Genomic DNA, 17,011 nt, shown 5'->3' on the forward strand with positions numbered 1-17,011 from the left:
TTATGACGAAGGCAAGCCACCGCCGTGCCGCCGTTTTGCGGCCGGCGCGAATGCGGGTATCACGGCGAATACGCGAAGCTGGATCGAATCTCACTTGGTCAAAGCAAACAGTCAGGATCGGGTTCTTGCCGTGCTCGATCTCTTCACCGAGGCACGGCCGCAATGGTCGCCCGAAGAGCTGATGAAGGAGCTCGGCTACACGAGGCCGACGCTGTATCGTTATCTCAAGAGCTTGAAGGACAGCGGCTTCGTGATGCCGACGCGCGGCGGCCGGTTCGCGCTTGGCCCGCGCGTGGTGGAGATGGACTATCTCAGCCGGCGCTCCGATCCGCTGATCGCAGCAGCCACCCCGCACCTGGAGCGGCTGTCGGCCGCGCACCCCTGCACGGCCCTGGTCGTGCGCTGGTATGGCGAGAAGATGCTGTGCGTGGCTTCAATCGCTTCCGTCGTGAATCCCGTGAGCAGCTATCCGCGCGGCCGACCGATGGCGATGGGACGCGGCGCAATCGCGCGTTCGATCATGGCCTTTCTGCCCAAGCAGCGCGTGATGCCACTGGTGACGCGCTATGCCGCCGATCTGCGCAGCGTCGGCGTCGGCGACACTTCCGACGAAATCCTGGCAGCGCTGAAACGCGTGCGGCGCGCCGGCGTCGCCGTTGCCTTTGGCGAAGTGACACCGGGCGCGGTCGGGATCGCCGCGCCGATCCTCGATGCGGGCTACCCGATCGCGAGCCTTTGCATCACGATCGCCGGACCACATGCCAAGGGCGAGTTGATCGATCGCATCAGCGCGGAGGTCCGCGAAGCGGCCCGGCGGATCTCCGAGGCCGCGACAGACGGCACCACATCATAATCTCACCATATGAGATTTTACTTGACTATATCCCCTGCGACGTCTCATGAGGACGAGCGATCGCGCGTGGCGCGATGACAATCGTGGGGAAGCGTTGTGAGGCAGGGTTCAGCGGATAGCGACGCGCCCGTCGTGATCGTCGGCGGCGGACCCGTCGGGATGGGTCTGGGGATCGGCCTTGGCCAGCGCGGCATCAAGACCATCGTCGTGGAACGCCACGAACAGCCGCAGGCGATCCCCAAGGGTCAGAATCTCACGCAGCGGACGATGGAGCATTTCCATTTCTGGAGCGCGGAGGCGGCGCTGCGCGCGGCCCGCACCATTCCTCCCGACTATGGCATCGGCGGAATGACCAGCTACGGGACGCTGCTGAGCGGCTACAATTACAACTGGCTGCAGCGCGAGCTCGTCCGCCCCTTCTATTTCACCGACAACGAACGCCTGCCGCAATACGCGACCGAAGCCGTGTTGCGGCAACGGGCGGCACAGCTTCCCTCCATTGACCTGCGATACGGCTGGACCTGCCGGGATGTCCGGCCTGACGCCGAGGGCGTGAGCCTCGACATCGAAAGTCGCGACGGGATGACACAGAGCCTTCGCGCCGACTACGTGATCGGCTGCGATGGCAGCCGATCGATCGTGCGCGAACGCGCCGGCATCACCCAGACCCGCTCCGACCATGACCGGCTGATGGTGCTGCTGGTGTTTCGCTCCGTCGAATTGCATCGACTGCTCGAGGCCTTTCCAGGCAAGTCGTTCTACAGCGTGTTGCACCCGGACCTCGAGGGCTATTGGAAGTTCTTCGGACGGGTCGATCTCGGCAGCACCTGGTTCTTCCATGCCCCCGTTCCCGCCGACACAACGGCCGACAATTTCGATTTCCGACGCTTGCTGCACGATGCCGCCGGCGCACAGTTCGACATCGAGTTCGAGCACATCGGATTCTGGGATCTTCGCTTCACGCTCGCAGACAGCTACCGCGCAGGCCGCGTCTTCGTCGCCGGAGATGCCGCGCATAGCCACCCGCCCTACGGCGGCTATGGCATCAACACCGGCTTCGAGGACGCCGCAAATCTGGCGTGGAAGCTCGCCGCGACGCTGCAAGGCTGGGCGCCAGCCGGTCTGCTCGACAGCTACGATGCCGAGCGGCGTCCGGTGTTTGCGTCCACCGCGCGCGATTTCATCGAGACACCGATCTTCCGCGACCGCGATTTTCTTCGCCGGCACGATCCGGCGCGCGATCGGGCGGATTTCGAGGCCGCCTGGCACGAGCGGCACTCCGGCGCGCGCGCCGAGGTCAACGCCTTCGAGCCAAATTACGAGGGGTCACCAATCGTCTTTGGTCCGGCCGGCGCTGTCTGCAGCGCGATCGGCTCGCACGCCTATCCGGCGCGCGCAGGTCATCATCTCACGCCGCAACCTCTGTCGTCAGGCAAAAACGTGTTCGAGGAATTGGGCGACGGCTTCACCTTGATCGATCTGACGGACGACGGCGCGGCTACAGCTCTCGAGCAAGCCGCCGCGCGGCTTGCCATCCCGCTGAGGGTGATCAGGGACACCGCATCGGGCGGCCGCGAGCAATACGAGGCGCGGCTGATCCTGGTGCGGCCCGATCAATTCGTTGCCTACGCCGGCGACAGCGCTGATGACGCATCCGACATCCTGATGCGCGCCATCGGCCGATCCTGAGAGAAACGCCTTCGCCGCAGGCCCGAAACCCTACGCCGCGCCGTCGTCATCTCCTTCGGCGGCAGCGCGAGCGGCTTCCTTCACCTCCACCAGCGCCATCGAGAGCAGATAGACGGTCGTGGACAAGCCGACGCGGCGCGCCATCTCCACGGCACGCGACAAATCGCTCGCCAGCTCCTTGAGCTCGTCCCCCCGTGACAATGTCCCACCCCATCCATCCGCCGACCACGGCCGCCTAGACCGCGATGGCGCCGCTGGTTCTGATCAGTTCGGCGCTGGCATGGACTGTAGCAAAATTCCCAATCACGTTCACCACCGACTGTTTGTAAGCGGCGGCATCGCCCGCGCCCGCCTGCCGGCAGGCCACGGCGTCTCCGACCACCTGGTAGCGATGGCTGCGGTGAAACCCGTCGACGGCGGTGGCCAGGATGGTTTCGTCCAGGGAAAAGCCGACCAGAATGCAGCGCACATTGCGGATATTGGACATGTAATCCACGAACCGCGAGGAACTGTAGGCCGACGGCAGCGGGTGCTCGAACGTCATTTCACCGGGCCGCGGCTTCGCCTCCGCGATCCAATCGGTCAGCCTGGATGCCGGATTGAACCAGGCCGCCTGGGCGATGCGCTTCAGATGCATTACCGGCCACAGATTGGTGCGCCACAGCGTCAGGAGTTCCACGCAGCGCACGGTGGCGGCTTCGCCGTCGAGAATGACATGGCGACGCCCGGGGGTCAGATATTCAACCTGGAGATCCGCACAGACCAGGATCGGCGGATCATCATCGGTAATGGAAGCCAGCATTGTCTTGCACGAAGCTGCACCGGTTCAGTGGTCGGCGAGTGCGAGGTCCCGCAGCGGCGAGGTCACCGCCCGCCCCGCCGACGCGTCGAGCACGCCGGGCCGGTCCCAATCGCCTTCGGGACGGATGATCACATAGGGATCGCTGTCCAGCGTGATGGCGTCCGGCCCCGGCTCGATCTCCAACAGCATTTCCGTGTAGGAGAAATCCGAGAAGGTAATCTTGCGGTTGTGACCGAGCGGCTTGGCGCCGAAATGGGCCCAGAAATCGACCAGCCGGTCCTGCGCCTGGCCGTAGATCTTGCGAAAGCCCTTGCGCTTCACATAGTCGACGCTCGCCTGCACCAACTTGAACGAGACGCGCGAGCGCCGATATTGATGACGCACCGCGAGCCGCTCCACCTTGGCGAAATCACCAAAGAAGCGCACCCGCAGGCAGCCCGCAGGCTCGTTGCCGACGTAGCCGATGAAGTGCGCGGCGACCATGTCGTTGCCGTCGAACTCCTCCTCGAACGGACAATCCTGCTCGGCCAGATAGACCGCGGAGCGAATGGCGGTGACCAGCATGAGATCGCCGGGATCGCGCGCGAGGCGGATGGTGATGGCGCGGGAATCGGGCTTCGCGAGAGGAATCCTAGTGCCGTGCATCTGCAAAACTCCTTGCTTGGATGATCGCGCCCGGCATCTGCACCGGCCGCCGATGCCAGGGCCGCTCGTAACACCAGAGATCGGGCTGGAAGCTCGGGACGGGGTCGAACCCCGTCGCCTTCATGATGTCACGTCCGGCCACGGTTGACGGCTGCGCATAGCAATCCGCGCCGCGAAACCTTACTTGACGCAGATGAGCCGCGGCCTTGCCGAGACCGGCGATGCCCCGGCCAGTTGCCGCGATCGCCCAGATGTAGATGGCAGCAACGTCTTCCTTCGCGGAAGCGAGATAGCGCGTCTCGGGTGCCGTCAGGCAGATCTCGTCGAGCAGCAGCGCATCGTGTCCGCGGTCGTTGAGGAACAAGAAGGCCATGCCGCCGAGCAGATTGCCCTTGCGGCTGAACGTCAGGATGCTCTGGGGATCGAACGTGAAATATCTCGTAAGCTCCGCCGTTCCGATCTGCACGCCCGGCACCAGCCGGCGCGCCATTTCGGAAAGCGCGGCAATTTCGGAAGATTGCGCACAACGGACATCGACGTCCGGACTCAGTGGCAAGCCGTCGAAATCGTGCCTTGCGGCAAAGCAGCCCCTTTCCATACTCATGTCGCCCCTCTATCGTTGGAGGATTTAGTGCCCCGCTATGACGACGAGCTTAGCGGTTGGGGACCACGAGTATGCAGCAGTTATTGCACCGGGGTGCTGCTATGATGCAGCACCGTGAAGAAGCCCTGGACGCGTCCTGGGACGATTTGAAACTGTTTTTAGCGTGCGCAAAATATAAAAGTTTCCGCAACGCGGCCGAAGAACTCGGACTCACCTCCACCACGCTGATGCGCAGGATCGACCGGCTCGAAGAGAGCATCGACTGCAAGCTGTTCCTGCGCGACCAGAGTGGACTGACGCTCAGCGATGAAGGCACCGCGATGATCGCCGACGTCGCGCACATGGAGCGTCATGCCTTCAACGTCTTCCGGCGTGCTTCGCGATCGTCGAACGACACCGCGGGCACCGTGCGTGTCGCAGTGACGGAAGGCCCCGGCAATTTCTGGATCCTGCCGCGGCTGATCGATTTCCAGAAGACCTATCGCAAGATCACCGTCGACCTGCGCTGCGCGATGGAGCAGGCCGACGTCGCCCGGCTTGAATCCGACATCGCGATCCAGCTCGAGCCGCCGACCAATCCCGACCTGATCGTCGCCAAGCTCGGCCGCCTGCACATCTATCCCTTCGTCTCCAAGGAATACGAGAGCCTCTACGGCGTGCCGGCGTCCCTGGCCGAGTTGAAGAACCATCGCATCATCAAGCAGAGCGCGCCGCAGGTCGACGACGGCGCCTACGCCCGCGTGCTTGGACTGAAGTCGCTCGAAGGCATCGTCGGGATCAAGACCAACTCCTCGGTCGGCGTGCTCTATGCGGTGGAGCGCGGCGCCGGCATCGGCTTCCTGCCGACCGTGTCGATCGCGCTCGGTGCACCGCTCGTTGCCGTCGATCTCGGCGTCAGCCACCACGCCGATCTCTGGCTCACCTATCACAAGGAATTCCGCGGCTCCGAGCGCCACAAGATCGTGGTCGACTGGCTGAAGAAGATCTTCGATGCCAAGACCTATCCCTGCTTCCGCGACGAGTTCATCCATCCGAATGCGCTGGTGCCGATGATGACGGCTGCGCGCGAGGGTTTTGGATTGAAGGGATATGTCGCGGCGACGCCGGCGTGAGCCAGACAGCTATTTGAGCATGATCCGCGCGCAAACGCGTCCCGCGTTTGTCGCGAGGGAAAATGGCTGCACAGTTTTCCGGATCGTGCTCGCTTCACCACCGGTATTCGAAGCCGGCCGTTCCTTGGTGTGACGTCAGCTCATTGCGGAACTTGCCGTCATAGTTGATGTAGAGCCGCGCCGTGCTGGTCAGGCTGAGCGAAGCCGAGGCGCCGGCATCCATGCCGTAACGGCTCTCGCCGATGCCGGGAACGACGATGCTCTGGGTTTCCAAGCTGACCTGCACCGATCCCAGGTTCTGGTAGAAATTGTCGACGAACTTGCCGTAGGCCGACAGGTCCAGGATCTTCTGGTCGTAGATGAAGTAGCGCCCAATCTCCGCGCCGATCATCACGCGTGCGCGTGAGAGTGCAGTGGAGCCGACGTTCAATGGATCGAGCCCTCCGGCCTCCTGGAACGCGGCGCTGGTGGCGCGCACATATTCGAGCGCCCCCTTGGGCACGATGCGCATCTGGTCTTGGGTCCAGTAATAGCTGATCTCGGTCAACGCGCCATCGATTGCAGCACGATAGCCCGCCGTCGCGAAGCCAAAGCCGGTGTCCCGGCTGGAATGGACCTTGCCGAAACCGTGCACCACCGCGAAGGCCCAGGTCCACGGTCCCTTGTCGACCGAGCCGTTGAAGCCGATTTGCGTCAGGTCGAGCGTCGCCGACTGGAGCGCCAGCGGCACGTCGATGTCGGTGTGGCTCTGGTCGACGGAGAAGCCGAGATTGACGCCCGGCGCGACCCGCGCACCAAAACCTGCAAGGCCGCCAAACGTCTTGCGCTTGTCGCCGACGAAATCGCCCTGCGCATCGGTCCGGACCGAGATGCCGTAGCCCTCGAACCAGGTGCGGTAGCGTGGGTCTTCCGTGCTCGCGGACGCCCCGCCGCCGCCAGGATTGGTTCGGAACGCACGGTTGACGCCGCCCGACGCCTGGTTGCCCAGCCGCTCCAGGAAATTCGAGCCAAGATTGAGCGCGCTGTTGCCAGCCGACTGGTCGTAATTGGTCGCGGTCGGCATCGGGGTCGGGGACGGCGTGGGTGCCGGTGTCGGGGTCGGCGTGGGCGTCGGAGTCTGCGCGAAGGCTGATGTCGCCGACATCAGCACGACGAGTACAAGCGCCATGACGAACGCAGCCGCGATCCGGCGGACACGGTCCAGCCCAATCGTCTGCCGTGTCGCGGAGAGCTGCGAGGTGCAGCACATGATGACTAATCCCGAAGCAAAGTGGCGCCGCGCAAAAATGCAACACGAATGGCGCGCGCGTGCGGCGATTTGTGCCGAACTGCCACGGAGGGTCAACCGGTTGGCGCGCAATGGCCGAGGCTATTGCCCGATTGTGGTTCCCCTGCCACAGGTCGCAATTAGCGGACGGCTACACCCGGCCCGGTCTTGAAATTCGCACGCGGCTTGCTAACGCACGATTTTCATGTTGCAATATTGGACACAATCGGAATTGGCCGCTCGACTGTGCGTTTCGCGACATTGAGACTCGAACAGACTTCCGGAAGCCCGTTTGTGGCGTGGCACGCGAAACTGCGGCCGCGTCTTTTTTGTATCTAGTGGAGGAGATGACCGATGCCGCAAAAGGGCACCGTCAAATGGTTCAACCCGACCAAGGGCTATGGGTTCATCAAGCCGAACGGCAGCGATAAGGACGTGTTCGTCCATATTTCGGCCGTCGAGCGTGCCGGACTCTCAACCCTCAACGAGAACCAGGTGGTTGAATACGACCTCGTGGAGAACCGCGGCAAAGCATCTGCGGAGAACCTCAAGGTCTCCTGATTTCTCTCAAAGCTTCGCGCGAGAGATCATGACGATGCCCCCGGCTCTGCCGGGGGATTTTGTTTGCGAAGACGAAACACCGTGCGGCGGCGCCCTAGCGCACCACCGGCGAAACCAGGAAATTCTCCGAGGGCCCGCTGCCCGCCGTCTTGCACACATCGCCCTCGATCCGGACCTTGCCGGTCGCAAGCAGCCGCAGCGCTTCGGGGTAGATGCGGTGCTCGACTTCGAGAATGCGCTCCGACAGCGTATCTCCCGTGTCGTGATCGCTCACGGGCACCGCGCCCTGCATCACGATTGGGCCGGCATCGGTCTCGGGGATCACGAAGTGCACCGTCGCGCCTGACAGTTTTACGCCGGCGCGCAGGGCTTGGCCGTGCGGGTCGAGGCCAGGGAACGACGGCAGCAGTGAGGGATGGATGTTGAGCATCCGCCCGTACCAGGCTCTGGTGAACTCCGCCGTGAACAGGCGCATGAAGCCGCCGAGGCAAATCAGCTCGATGCCGTGCTGGTCAAGCGCTGCCTGCAGTACCTCTTCGAAGCCGGCGCGATCCTTGCCGAACGGCTTGCTCTCGATCACCAGCGTGTTGACGCCGCTCGCCCTGGCGCGTTCGAGGCCGAGCGCATCGGCCTTGTTCGAGATCACGAGCGAGATCTCCGCCGGAAAATCTGCCGCAGCGGCGGCCCTGATCAGCGCGGACATGTTGGAGCCGCGACCGGAGATCAGGATGGCGACGCGCCGCTTCATTACAGCGCCAGGTCGAGGTGGCCGTTATAGACGACGCGGTGCTCGCCCTCGGCCGGGATCACGGTGCCGAGCTGCGCCACCGTCTCACCGGCTTCGCTGAAGACCTGCACGACTTGATCGACCTTGTCGGGCTCGACGATCGCGATCATGCCGATGCCGCAGTTGAAGGTGCGCAGCATCTCGAGCTCGGCAATCCCGGCTTGGGCAGCCAGCCATTTGAACACCGGCAGCACCGGCAGGCGCGCCAGGTCGATGCCGACGCCGAGATGGTTTGGCAGCACGCGCGGAATGTTGTCGGTGAAACCTCCGCCGGTGATGTGGGCAAGCCCCTTCACCGCACCGGTCTCGCGGATCGCACGCAGGCAGGATTTGACGTAGAGCCGCGTCGGCGTCAGCAACGCGCCGCCGAGCGTCATGACGGGCGCGAACGGCGCCGGCGCCTCGAAGCTGAGGCCGGACTGCTCGACGATCTTGCGCACCAGCGAGAAGCCGTTGGAGTGCACACCAGACGAGGCTAGCCCGATCACGGCATCGCCCGCGGCAATGTCCTTGCGCGGCAACAACGTACCGCGCTCGGCGGCGCCGACGGCAAAGCCGCCGAGGTCGTAATCACCGTCCTTGTAGAGGCCGGGCATCTCGGCGGTCTCGCCCCCGATCAGAGCGCAGCCGGATTCGCGGCACCCTTCGGCGACACCGGCAACGATCGACGCGGTCGCCTCCGGGTCGAGCTTGCCGCAGGCGAAATAGTCGAGGAAGAACAGCGGCTCGGCGCCCTGCACGACGAGGTCGTTGACGCTCATGGCGACGAGGTCGATGCCGATCCCGCCATGCAGGCCGGTCTCGATCGCGATCTTGACCTTGGTGCCGACCCCGTCGGTGGCCGCGACCAGGACGGGATCCCTGAAACCAGCCGCCTTGAGGTCGAACAGGCCGCCGAATCCGCCGATCTCGGCGTCGGCGCCGGGCCGTGCGGTGGCGCGCACCATCGGCTTGATCAGATCGACCAGGCGGTTGCCCGCGTCGATATCGACGCCTGAATCGGCGTAAGTGAGGCCGTTTTTGCGGTCGGTCATGCCCGATTTCCAGTGGGTTTGCGGCTGGTTACGTCGAATTCCGGGGACGCGCAATGGCTCGCATGGCGCACCTCCGTATACTATGTAGAGATATCAACCGGTTCAGCCTCGAAGGGGGCCGGATTCGAGGTCAGACCGGGTGCCAGGAAGCGCCGCGTGAGTATTCCGAATATCATTACCCTGGGCCGCATCATGCTGGTCCCAATCATCGTCTGGGCCATCGTGTCGAGCCAAATGGAGGTGGCGTTCGCCGTCTTCCTCATTGCCGGCATCAGCGACGCGGTCGACGGCTTCCTTGCCAAGCGCTTCAACATGACCAGCGAGCTCGGCGCCCTGCTCGATCCGCTCGCCGACAAGGCCCTGCTGGTCTCGATCTACCTGTCGCTCGGCATCTGGGGCGACATTCCCCGCTGGATCGTGATCCTGGTGGTCTCGCGCGACATCATGATCGTCGCCGCCGTGATCGTGTCCTGGCTGTTCGACAAGCCGGTCGAGATGAAGCCGTCGAAGGTGTCGAAGCTCAACACCGCCGCCCAGGTGGCCTATGCGGCGCTGGTGCTGGCCTCCCTCGCCTTCGGCTTCAAGCCAGCGCCTTATGATATCATCCTGATGGGCCTCGTTACGGTCTTCACGCTCTCTTCGGTGTCGCTCTATCTCGTCGAGTGGCTGCGGCACATGAGTACGATCGAGGCCAAGTAGCACGATCGAGGCCAAATGAGCCGGGAGGCGGCCCCGCAAAAGGCCAACTCCCGCTCGATCAAGTCGAATCTCTTCAAACGAAGCCGGCATGCCGGCACGGAGCAAAGCAAGCGTGGCAGGCCGCGTTCATCCCCGACAATTGGCGTTCTCGCTTCCGCATGCGGAGAGCCTCAGCCGGGACAATTTCCTCGAAGGCCCCGCCAACGAAGCCGGTCTTGCCCTCATCGACGCCTGGCCGGAATGGCCGAACCGGATCATGTGGCTGGCCGGCCCGGAAGGCAGCGGCAAGAGCCATCTCGCCGCGATCTGGGCCGAGGCTTCAGGCGCCCGCTCGACCGTGGCCAATGGCTTGACCGCCGAAACAGTCCCGGGCGCACTGGCCACGGGTGCGCTGGTGGTCGAGGACCTCAAGGCAAAAGAGTTCGACGAGCGCGCCCTGTTCCACCTGATGAACCTCGCCCGCGAGGATGGCGCCCACGTGCTCCTCACCGGCCGCGAGGTACCGGCATCGATCGAAATCGATCTGCGCGACCTGCGCTCGCGGCTGCGCGCCGTGCCCGTGATCTCGCTGCTGCCGCCCGACGACCAGCTCTTCCGCGGCCTGATCGTCAAATTCTGCGCCGACCGCCAGCTCGCCGTGGACGAGAGCGTGGTCAGCTACCTCGCCACCCGCCTGGAGCGGTCTTCGGCGGCCGCGCGGGAGGCCGTGGAGCTGCTCGACAGCGAGGCCCTGCGCCTCGGTCGCCCCGTCACGCGGGCACTGGCCGCCGAGCTGCTTCGGGACGCCTGACCTGTCGGCTCTGGCTCCAAGGCCGCTTGACGCCGCACAGCGGCGGAACATCAATGTCATCGAAACGTCATCGGACTAACACATGCTCCCGCCGGTTTTGCGCATAACTCGCAAATTGGGGCGAACTGGATGGATCGACTTCTGATGGACTCTGCGCAAACTGTTGAAATTAAAGAGAAAACTCCGGAGGTCGAGAGCCTGCCGGCGATTGCTTCAAGCCCCGAGCGCTTCATCAATCGCGAGCTCTCCTGGCTGCATTTCAACCGCCGCGTTCTGGAGGAAGCGGTCAACCCCAGCCACCCCATGCTGGAGCGGGTGCGATTCCTGTCGATTTCAGCGAATAACCTCGACGAATTCTTCATGGTCCGCGTCGCCGGCATCAAGGCCCAGGTCCGCGAAGGCATTGCCGAGCGCGCCCCCGATGGCCTGACGCCGTCCGAGCAGCTCGCGCTGATCAACCGCACCGTGTCGCAGCTTGCCTCCGACCAGCAGGCAATCTGGCGCGACCTGCGCAGCACGCTGGCCGACGTCGGCATCGCACTGGTCGACGGCAAGGACGTCACCAAGGCGGAGCGGACCTGGATCGAGGACTACTTCCTCAACAACGTGTTCCCGCTGCTGACCCCGCTCGCGATCGACCCGGCTCACCCCTTCCCGTTCATTCCGAGCCTCGGCTTTACCATCGCGCTCCAGCTGACGCGCGCCGCCGACGGCAAGCAGATGAACGCGCTGATCCGCATGCCCGGCAAGATCGACCGCTTCATCCGGTTGCCGGCCGAGGGCAAGGTCGTCCGGCTGATCTCGCTCGAGCAGGCGACCGGGCTGTTCATCAACCGCCTGTTCCCCGGCTACAATCTCCATGGCCAGGGCGCCTTCCGTATCATCCGCGACTCCGAGCTGGAAATCGAGGAAGAGGCCGAAGACCTCGTCCGCTTGTTCGAGACCGCACTGAAACGCCGCCGCCGCGGGTCGGTGATCCGGCTCGAGATCGACGCCAAGATGCCGGAGGAGCTGCGCAACTTCGTGCAGCACGCGCTGTCGGCCGCCGACGACGAGGTGTTCCTGGTCGACGGCGTGCTCGCCATGAACGAGCTCTCGCAGCTCACCCGCCTCGACCGGCCCGATCTCGAATTCACCCCTTACGTGCCGCGCCATCCCGAGCGCGTGCGCGAGCATGGCGGCGACATCTTCGCCGCGATCCGGCAGAAGGACCTCGTCGTCCATCATCCCTACGAATCGTTCGACGTGGTCGTGCAGTTCCTCCAGCAGGCCGCCCGCGATCCCGATGTCGTCGCGATCAAGCAGACGCTCTACCGCACCTCCAACAACTCCCCGATCGTACGCACGCTGGCGGAAGCCGCCGAAGCCGGCAAGTCCGTCACCGCGCTGATCGAATTGAAGGCGCGCTTCGACGAGGAGGCCAACATCCGCTGGGCGCGCGACCTCGAACGCGCCGGCGTGCAGGTCGTCTACGGCTTCCTCGAACTGAAGACGCACGCGAAGCTCTCGATGGTGGTGCGCCGCGAAGGCGGCGGCCTCACCACTTACGTCCACACCGGCACCGGCAATTATCACCCCGTCACCGCGCGCATCTACACCGACCTCTCCTACTTTACCTCGGATCCGACCATCGGCCGCGACGCCGCGCGCGTGTTCAACTTCATCACCGGTTATGCCGCGCCGAGCGATCTGGAAAAGATGGCGGTATCGCCGCTGACCTTGCGCAAGCGCATCATCGAGCACATCCAGGGCGAGACCGCGCATGCGCGGCATGGCCGACCCGGCGCGGTCTGGATGAAGATGAATGCGCTGGTCGACCCCGACATCATCGACGCGCTCTATGAGGCCTCACAAGCCGGCGTTCAGGTCGAGCTCGTCGTGCGCGGCATCTGCTGCCTCAGGCCCGGCATTCCAGGCCTGTCGGAGAACATCCGCGTCAAGTCGATCATCGGGCGCTTCCTGGAACACGGCCGAATCTACTGCTTCGGCATGGGCCAGGGCCTGCCGAGCGCCAAAGCGGCTGTGTATATCTCCTCGGCCGACATGATGCCACGCAACCTCGACCGCCGCGTCGAGGTGCTGTGTCCGCTGCAAAATCCCACGGTGCATCAGCAGGTTCTCGAACAGATCATGGTCGCGAATCTGAAGGACAACGAGCAGAGCTGGCAATTGTTGCCGGACGGGTCCTCGACGCGTATGAAGACCGCGAAGGGCGAGGAGCCTTTCAACGTCCACAACTACTTCATGACAAATCCGAGTCTATCTGGCCGTGGAAAGTCGCTCAAGGAATCCTCGCCGCGCCGTCTCACGCGCCGTAATGAACGTCATCAATCCTGATCCGGGATCGAGGACGTGAAGCGGCCGCGTAAGCGCGGCTCGAGCGTCGCGGTCATCGACATCGGTTCCAACTCGGTCCGTCTCGTCGTCTACGAGGGGCTGACGCGGAGCCTCATTCCGATCTTCAACGAGAAGACGCTGTGCGGCCTCGGACGCGAGGTGCAGAGCACGGGCCTGCTTGCGCCCGATGCCGTCGACAAGGCGCTGACCTCGCTGAAGCGGTTCCGGGCACTGTGCCGCGTCATGCAGGTCGGTCGCGTGTTTGCGATTGCGACCGCAGCCTGCCGCGACGCCTCGAACGGCCCCGACTTCATCGCGAAAGCCGAGCGCATCTGCGCCGTGAAGATCGAGATCCTGTCGGGCCCGCGCGAGGCACGGCTGTCGGCGCTCGGCGTGATCTCCGGCATCCACCATCCCGACGGCATCGTCGGCGATCTCGGCGGCGGCTCGCTCGAGCTGATCGACGTGCGCAAGAACAGCGTGCGCAGCGGCGTGACGCTGCCGCTCGGCGGCCTCGCGCTCCAGGACCTCGCGCACAAATCGCTCAAGCGCGCCGACCGCATCGTGCGCGAGGAGCTCGACGAGGTACCGCAGCTCACTGCCGGTCGCGGCCGCACCTTCTACGCCGTCGGCGGCACCTGGCGCGCGCTCGCGCGCATCCACATCATCCAGAGCGGCTATCCGCTCCAGGTGATGCACGGCTACTCCATTTCCGCCGCTGAAGCGCTCGACTTTTCTCGTCGTCTCCGCCGGCTTGCGGCCGCCGGCATGCTGGCTGACATCGAGATCGTCGCGGATGCCAGGCGCCCGCTCCTCACCTATGCGGCGCTGGTGCTCGAGCACATCATCCGCGTAGCGAAACCCAAGTCCATCGTGTTCTCGACCTTCGGCGTGCGCGAGGGCCTCTTGCACGAGAAGCTGTCGGAATCCGAGCGCAACAAGGACGGGCTGATCTGCGCCGCGGAAGAGCTCAATCAGCTGCTGTCGCGTTCGGCAAAGCACGCCCGCGAGCTGATCGCCTGGACCGACCGCCTCGTGCGCGTGGTGAAGCTGCGCGAGACCGAGGAGGATCGCCGCCTGCGCCACACCGCGTGCCTGCTCTCCGACATCGGCTGGCGCGTGCATCCCGACCATCGCGGCGAGCAGACGCTGAGCCTGGTCGTCAACGGCAATTTCGGCGCAATCACCCACACCGAGCGCGCCTTCGTTGGCCTGTCCGTGTTCTACCGCTATGCGGGCCTGAGCGAGGAGAACCAGCCACCGGTGACCATGCAGGAGCTGCTGACACCGACCCAGCTCGAACGTGCCCGTCTGCTGGGCGCGGCGTTCCGCGTCGCCCATCTGATCTCGGCGGCACGCCCGGGCGTGCTGCCGGCCACGCATTTCCGCAGCCAGGGCCGCAATCTGATGCTGGTGTTCGAGCACCGGCTCGGCGACCTCGTCGCCGACCGCGTCGGCAGCCGCTTCCGCGCCCTCGCCCGCCTGATCGGCCGCGCCGGCTCGATCGTGCGGCGCTAGAGCATGATCCGGAAAAGTGCGCAGCGGTTTTCCGAAAAGATCATGCTCAAACAACAACCTAAAGCGCGATAACGATTCCTTCCAATCTCATCGCGCTTTAGCCGACCGCACGCTATGAGGCGGCAATGCTCGCCGGTGTGCGACCGGTCCAGTGGGGACGGCGGCTGTCGCAACCTCTGCCGGAATGATTGCGAGCAAGACCTCTTCCCGCCGGGAAGAGGCAAGCCAAACCAGATCATGCCGTAGAGATTACTCCGCGGAGGCCTTGGCGTGGCGCTCGGAGGATTCGAGCGCGGCCTGGCTCAGGCTGCGCCGGCGCCAGATGGAGCCGACGACCAGCACGACGACGACGCCGAGCGCTGCGCAGAGATATTCGCCGCCTCCGCCGCCATGACCGAACTGCGGCGGGATGCGCAATGCGCCGAGCATGCTGTCCAGCGAGGCGCCGAACGGGCCGTCGAACAGCGCGTGCAGCTTCGGCGCGATGCCGGGATCGGTCGCGATCACCTCGCCCGAGATCCAGCCGAGCAGCGCCGCACCGGCCCACACCAGGACCGGCAGCTTGGCAAGCAGCGCCATGATCAGCGCCGCACCGGCCACGATCAGCGGCACGCTGATGGCAAGGCCGAGGATCAGCAGCGGCACGCTGCCATTGGCGGCGGCGGCGACCGCAATGACGTTGTCGAGACTCATGACGATGTCGGCAACGACGACGATCTGCACCGCCTGCCACAGATGCGAAGCGGACTCGACGCCCTCCTCGTCCTCTTGTTCCGGCACCAGGAGCTTCGCCGCAATCACGATCAGCGCGAGACCGCCGACGAGCTTGAGATACGGCAGCTCCATCAGGCTCGCGACGATGCCGGTGAAGATGATCCGCAGCAGCACCGCGGCACCTGCACCGAAGATCATGCCCCACAGCCGGTGCCTCGGCTTGAGGCCCCGGCAGGCGAGCGCGATCACGAGCGCGTTGTCGCCGGAGAGCAGGATGTTGATCCAGATGATCTTGCCGACCGCGATCCAGAAGGTCGGTTCGGCCATCTCGTTGCGAAACTGGGTGAAGAATGCCCCGATCGTAGCGGGATCGAAGATCTGCCAGAGCCAGTTCACAATGAGTCCTTTCCCCCGTCGATATTAACCGGTCGGCTGACGGATCAGCCGACGATCTCGTTGCCCGAGAAGAACTGCGCGATCTCGATCGCGGCGGTCTCCGGAGCGTCCGAACCGTGAGCAGAGTTCTCGCCGATCGACTTTGCGTAGAGCTTGCGGATGGTGCCCTCGGCCGCCTTGGACGGATCGGTCGCACCCATCGCGTCGCGGTACTTGACGATCGCGCCCTCGGCTTCCAGCACCTGGACCACGACCGGGCCCGAGGTCATGAACTCGACGAGCTCGCCGAAGAACGGGCGGGCCTTGTGGACGGCATAGAAAGTCTCGGCCTGTTCCTTGGTCATGCGGATGCGCTTCTGCGCGACGATGCGCAGGCCCGCCTTCTCGATCACGGCGTTGACCGCACCGGTCAGGTTACGCGCGGTCGCATCGGGCTTGATGATCGAGAAAGTGCGTTCGAGGGCCATAATCTTGTCCTTGAGAAGAAAGCGGTGGTTTCCGAGTTGCGGGGCTTATATCGGCGCCATCGCCGGACGGCAAGCGACCGCAAAAGCGGCCACACAGGCGCTTCGCCGCAGGGTCCACCCCGGGATTCCAGCATGGATTACAACAATTTCATCCGGATGAACCCAATCTGAAACCCCCGTCAGGGTTCGGTTCAGCTTCGCCGGCGTAAGGTCGGGCCTATCGAAACCGAAAGCCTGATCATGAGGCGGACCGTTTCGGCGGCCTTTCCATCGACGCGATAGCCCCGCGCCGGCAGTCTTTAGGAGATCACCATGTTGAGGAAACTTTCGCTTGCCGCCGTCGCCGCGGTTGCGCTGGGTGCCGCGCTGGCGCCGACCTCCGCCTCCGCACACTGGCATGGCGGCTGGGGCTGGCACGGCGGCGGCGGTGGCTGGCATCACGGCTGGGGTGGACCGCGCTTCTATGCCGGCGGCCCCGTCTCCTACGGTTATGGCGGCTGCTATGTGCGCCGGCTGGTCCCGACCCCCTGGGGACCCCGCTGGCGGCTGATCAACCGCTGCTACTGAGCCCGACTGCACCTTCCTGAGGTACCTGCTCCCCCCAGGTACCTTCCAAGCGAAGCCCCGGCGTTCCCCCTGCGCCGGGGCTTTGTATTTGCGCGGATACGACGAGTTCATGCAATTTTTACTAGAATTCCGGGCAATCTCCGCGAGTGGGGAAACCATCTGGGGGGCC

At 64.5% G+C, this 17,011-nt stretch carries 18 protein-coding genes; 9 read left to right on the top strand and 9 right to left on the bottom strand.

Going from position 1 to position 17,011, the window contains the following annotated elements; translation table 11 throughout:
* Nucleotides 1-94 precede the first annotated feature (94 nt).
* Together JQ627_RS22140 and JQ627_RS22145 are read left to right on the top strand one after the other, a co-directional pair.
* A complete protein-coding gene (locus JQ627_RS22140) occupies nucleotides 95-853 on the top strand; it encodes an IclR family transcriptional regulator (protein WP_212486260.1) in 759 nt (252 codons plus the stop codon).
* Nucleotides 854-949: 96 nt separating this feature from the next.
* Nucleotides 950-2,542, top strand: coding sequence for an FAD-dependent monooxygenase (locus tag JQ627_RS22145; RefSeq protein WP_312015799.1), 1,593 nt, complete (start codon nucleotides 950-952; stop codon nucleotides 2,540-2,542).
* Between the two features lie 30 nt (nucleotides 2,543-2,572).
* Here the strand turns inward: JQ627_RS22145 and JQ627_RS22150 are convergent, their stop codons facing one another.
* Genes JQ627_RS22150 through JQ627_RS22165 form a run of 4 tightly spaced genes read right to left on the bottom strand, consistent with a single transcriptional unit; the run spans nucleotide 2,573 to nucleotide 4,593 of the window.
* Nucleotides 2,573-2,743 carry a hypothetical protein gene (locus tag JQ627_RS22150; protein WP_212486261.1) on the bottom strand — a complete coding sequence of 57 codons (171 nt, stop codon included), beginning with the start codon at nucleotides 2,741-2,743 and terminating at the stop codon, nucleotides 2,573-2,575.
* Between the two features lie 34 nt (nucleotides 2,744-2,777).
* Nucleotides 2,778-3,344: an isochorismatase family protein gene (locus tag JQ627_RS22155; protein WP_212486262.1), complete on the bottom strand. Its 567-nt coding sequence runs from the start codon at nucleotides 3,342-3,344 to the stop codon at nucleotides 2,778-2,780.
* Between the two features lie 24 nt (nucleotides 3,345-3,368).
* The gene (locus tag JQ627_RS22160) at nucleotides 3,369-3,989 is read right to left on the bottom strand and encodes a GNAT family N-acetyltransferase (RefSeq protein WP_212486263.1); all 621 of its coding nucleotides are present in this window, start codon (nucleotides 3,987-3,989) and stop codon (nucleotides 3,369-3,371) included.
* A complete protein-coding gene (locus JQ627_RS22165) occupies nucleotides 3,976-4,593 on the bottom strand; it encodes a hypothetical protein (protein WP_212486264.1) in 618 nt (205 codons plus the stop codon). The genes JQ627_RS22160 and JQ627_RS22165 overlap by 14 nt, the downstream gene beginning before the upstream one ends.
* 71 nt (nucleotides 4,594-4,664) lie before the next feature.
* On the opposite strand from JQ627_RS22165, the gene JQ627_RS22170 reads away from it, so the two are divergent.
* The gene (locus JQ627_RS22170; RefSeq protein WP_212486265.1) at nucleotides 4,665-5,705 is read left to right on the top strand and encodes a LysR family transcriptional regulator; all 1,041 of its coding nucleotides are present in this window, start codon (nucleotides 4,665-4,667) and stop codon (nucleotides 5,703-5,705) included.
* Between the two features lie 94 nt (nucleotides 5,706-5,799).
* On the opposite strand, the gene JQ627_RS22175 is transcribed toward JQ627_RS22170, so the two are convergent.
* On the bottom strand, nucleotides 5,800-6,954 hold the full coding sequence (locus JQ627_RS22175; protein WP_212486266.1) for an autotransporter outer membrane beta-barrel domain-containing protein: 1,155 nt from the start codon (nucleotides 6,952-6,954) through the stop codon (nucleotides 5,800-5,802).
* A 372-nt stretch (nucleotides 6,955-7,326) separates the two neighbouring features.
* Here JQ627_RS22175 and JQ627_RS22180 point away from each other — a divergent pair, with 372 nt between their 5' ends.
* On the top strand, nucleotides 7,327-7,533 hold the full coding sequence (locus JQ627_RS22180) for a cold-shock protein (protein ID WP_007591938.1): 207 nt from the start codon (nucleotides 7,327-7,329) through the stop codon (nucleotides 7,531-7,533).
* Between the two features lie 94 nt (nucleotides 7,534-7,627).
* Here the strand turns inward: JQ627_RS22180 and purN are convergent, their stop codons facing one another.
* Complete coding sequence (gene purN, locus JQ627_RS22185) at nucleotides 7,628-8,281, bottom strand: phosphoribosylglycinamide formyltransferase (RefSeq protein WP_212486267.1); 654 nt, start codon at nucleotides 8,279-8,281, stop codon at nucleotides 7,628-7,630.
* Nucleotides 8,281-9,354 carry a phosphoribosylformylglycinamidine cyclo-ligase gene (gene purM, locus JQ627_RS22190; RefSeq protein WP_212486268.1) on the bottom strand — a complete coding sequence of 358 codons (1,074 nt, stop codon included), beginning with the start codon at nucleotides 9,352-9,354 and terminating at the stop codon, nucleotides 8,281-8,283. The genes purN and purM overlap by 1 nt, the downstream gene beginning before the upstream one ends.
* 156 nt (nucleotides 9,355-9,510) lie before the next feature.
* Between purM and JQ627_RS22195 the strand changes: the two genes are divergently transcribed.
* The 4 genes from JQ627_RS22195 to ppx all read left to right on the top strand — a co-directional run bounded on the left by JQ627_RS22195 (nucleotide 9,511) and on the right by ppx (nucleotide 14,698).
* Nucleotides 9,511-10,053, top strand: coding sequence for a CDP-alcohol phosphatidyltransferase family protein (locus JQ627_RS22195; RefSeq protein WP_212486269.1), 543 nt, complete (start codon nucleotides 9,511-9,513; stop codon nucleotides 10,051-10,053).
* 112 nt (nucleotides 10,054-10,165) lie between these two features.
* Nucleotides 10,166-10,843: a DnaA ATPase domain-containing protein gene (locus tag JQ627_RS22200; RefSeq protein ID WP_212486270.1), complete on the top strand. Its 678-nt coding sequence runs from the start codon at nucleotides 10,166-10,168 to the stop codon at nucleotides 10,841-10,843.
* A 144-nt stretch (nucleotides 10,844-10,987) separates the two neighbouring features.
* Nucleotides 10,988-13,180, top strand: a complete 2,193-nt coding sequence (locus JQ627_RS22205; RefSeq protein WP_212486271.1) for an RNA degradosome polyphosphate kinase — start codon at nucleotides 10,988-10,990, stop codon at nucleotides 13,178-13,180.
* Nucleotides 13,181-13,195: 15 nt separating this feature from the next.
* Nucleotides 13,196-14,698, top strand: a complete 1,503-nt coding sequence (gene ppx, locus JQ627_RS22210; protein WP_212486272.1) for an exopolyphosphatase — start codon at nucleotides 13,196-13,198, stop codon at nucleotides 14,696-14,698.
* Nucleotides 14,699-14,947: 249 nt separating this feature from the next.
* Here the strand turns inward: ppx and JQ627_RS22215 are convergent, their stop codons facing one another.
* Both JQ627_RS22215 and ndk read right to left on the bottom strand, forming a co-directional pair.
* Nucleotides 14,948-15,808, bottom strand: a complete 861-nt coding sequence (locus JQ627_RS22215) for a TerC family protein (RefSeq protein ID WP_212486273.1) — start codon at nucleotides 15,806-15,808, stop codon at nucleotides 14,948-14,950.
* Nucleotides 15,809-15,852: 44 nt separating this feature from the next.
* Nucleotides 15,853-16,275, bottom strand: coding sequence for a nucleoside-diphosphate kinase (gene ndk / locus JQ627_RS22220; protein ID WP_212486274.1), 423 nt, complete (start codon nucleotides 16,273-16,275; stop codon nucleotides 15,853-15,855).
* A gap of 312 nt (nucleotides 16,276-16,587) precedes the next feature.
* Here ndk and JQ627_RS22225 point away from each other — a divergent pair, with 312 nt between their 5' ends.
* The gene (locus JQ627_RS22225) at nucleotides 16,588-16,842 is read left to right on the top strand and encodes a hypothetical protein (RefSeq protein WP_014495771.1); all 255 of its coding nucleotides are present in this window, start codon (nucleotides 16,588-16,590) and stop codon (nucleotides 16,840-16,842) included.
* Nucleotides 16,843-17,011: the final 169 nt, after the last annotated feature.

The sequence above is a fragment of the Bradyrhizobium liaoningense genome (assembly GCF_018130785.1).
Taxonomy (GTDB): Bacteria; Pseudomonadota; Alphaproteobacteria; order Rhizobiales; family Xanthobacteraceae; genus Bradyrhizobium; species Bradyrhizobium liaoningense_A.

Excerpts from the sequence above, each read along its gene's own strand:
- JQ627_RS22155 (WP_212486262.1), bottom strand. The coding sequence starts at position 3,344 with ATGCTGGCTTCCATTACCGATGATGATCCGCCGATCCTGGTCTGTGCG.
- JQ627_RS22160 (WP_212486263.1), bottom strand. The coding sequence starts at position 3,989 with ATGCACGGCACTAGGATTCCTCTCGCGAAGCCCGATTCCCGCGCCATC.
- JQ627_RS22165 (WP_212486264.1), bottom strand. The coding sequence starts at position 4,593 with ATGAGTATGGAAAGGGGCTGCTTTGCCGCAAGGCACGATTTCGACGGC.
- JQ627_RS22170 (WP_212486265.1), top strand. The coding sequence starts at position 4,665 with ATGCAGCAGTTATTGCACCGGGGTGCTGCTATGATGCAGCACCGTGAA.
- JQ627_RS22175 (WP_212486266.1), bottom strand. The coding sequence starts at position 6,954 with ATGTGCTGCACCTCGCAGCTCTCCGCGACACGGCAGACGATTGGGCTG.
- JQ627_RS22180 (WP_007591938.1), top strand. The coding sequence starts at position 7,327 with ATGCCGCAAAAGGGCACCGTCAAATGGTTCAACCCGACCAAGGGCTAT.
- purN (WP_212486267.1), bottom strand. The coding sequence starts at position 8,281 with ATGAAGCGGCGCGTCGCCATCCTGATCTCCGGTCGCGGCTCCAACATG.
- purM (WP_212486268.1), bottom strand. The coding sequence starts at position 9,354 with ATGACCGACCGCAAAAACGGCCTCACTTACGCCGATTCAGGCGTCGAT.
- JQ627_RS22205 (WP_212486271.1), top strand. The coding sequence starts at position 10,988 with ATGGACTCTGCGCAAACTGTTGAAATTAAAGAGAAAACTCCGGAGGTC.
- ndk (WP_212486274.1), bottom strand. The coding sequence starts at position 16,275 with ATGGCCCTCGAACGCACTTTCTCGATCATCAAGCCCGATGCGACCGCG.
- JQ627_RS22225 (WP_014495771.1), top strand. The coding sequence starts at position 16,588 with ATGTTGAGGAAACTTTCGCTTGCCGCCGTCGCCGCGGTTGCGCTGGGT.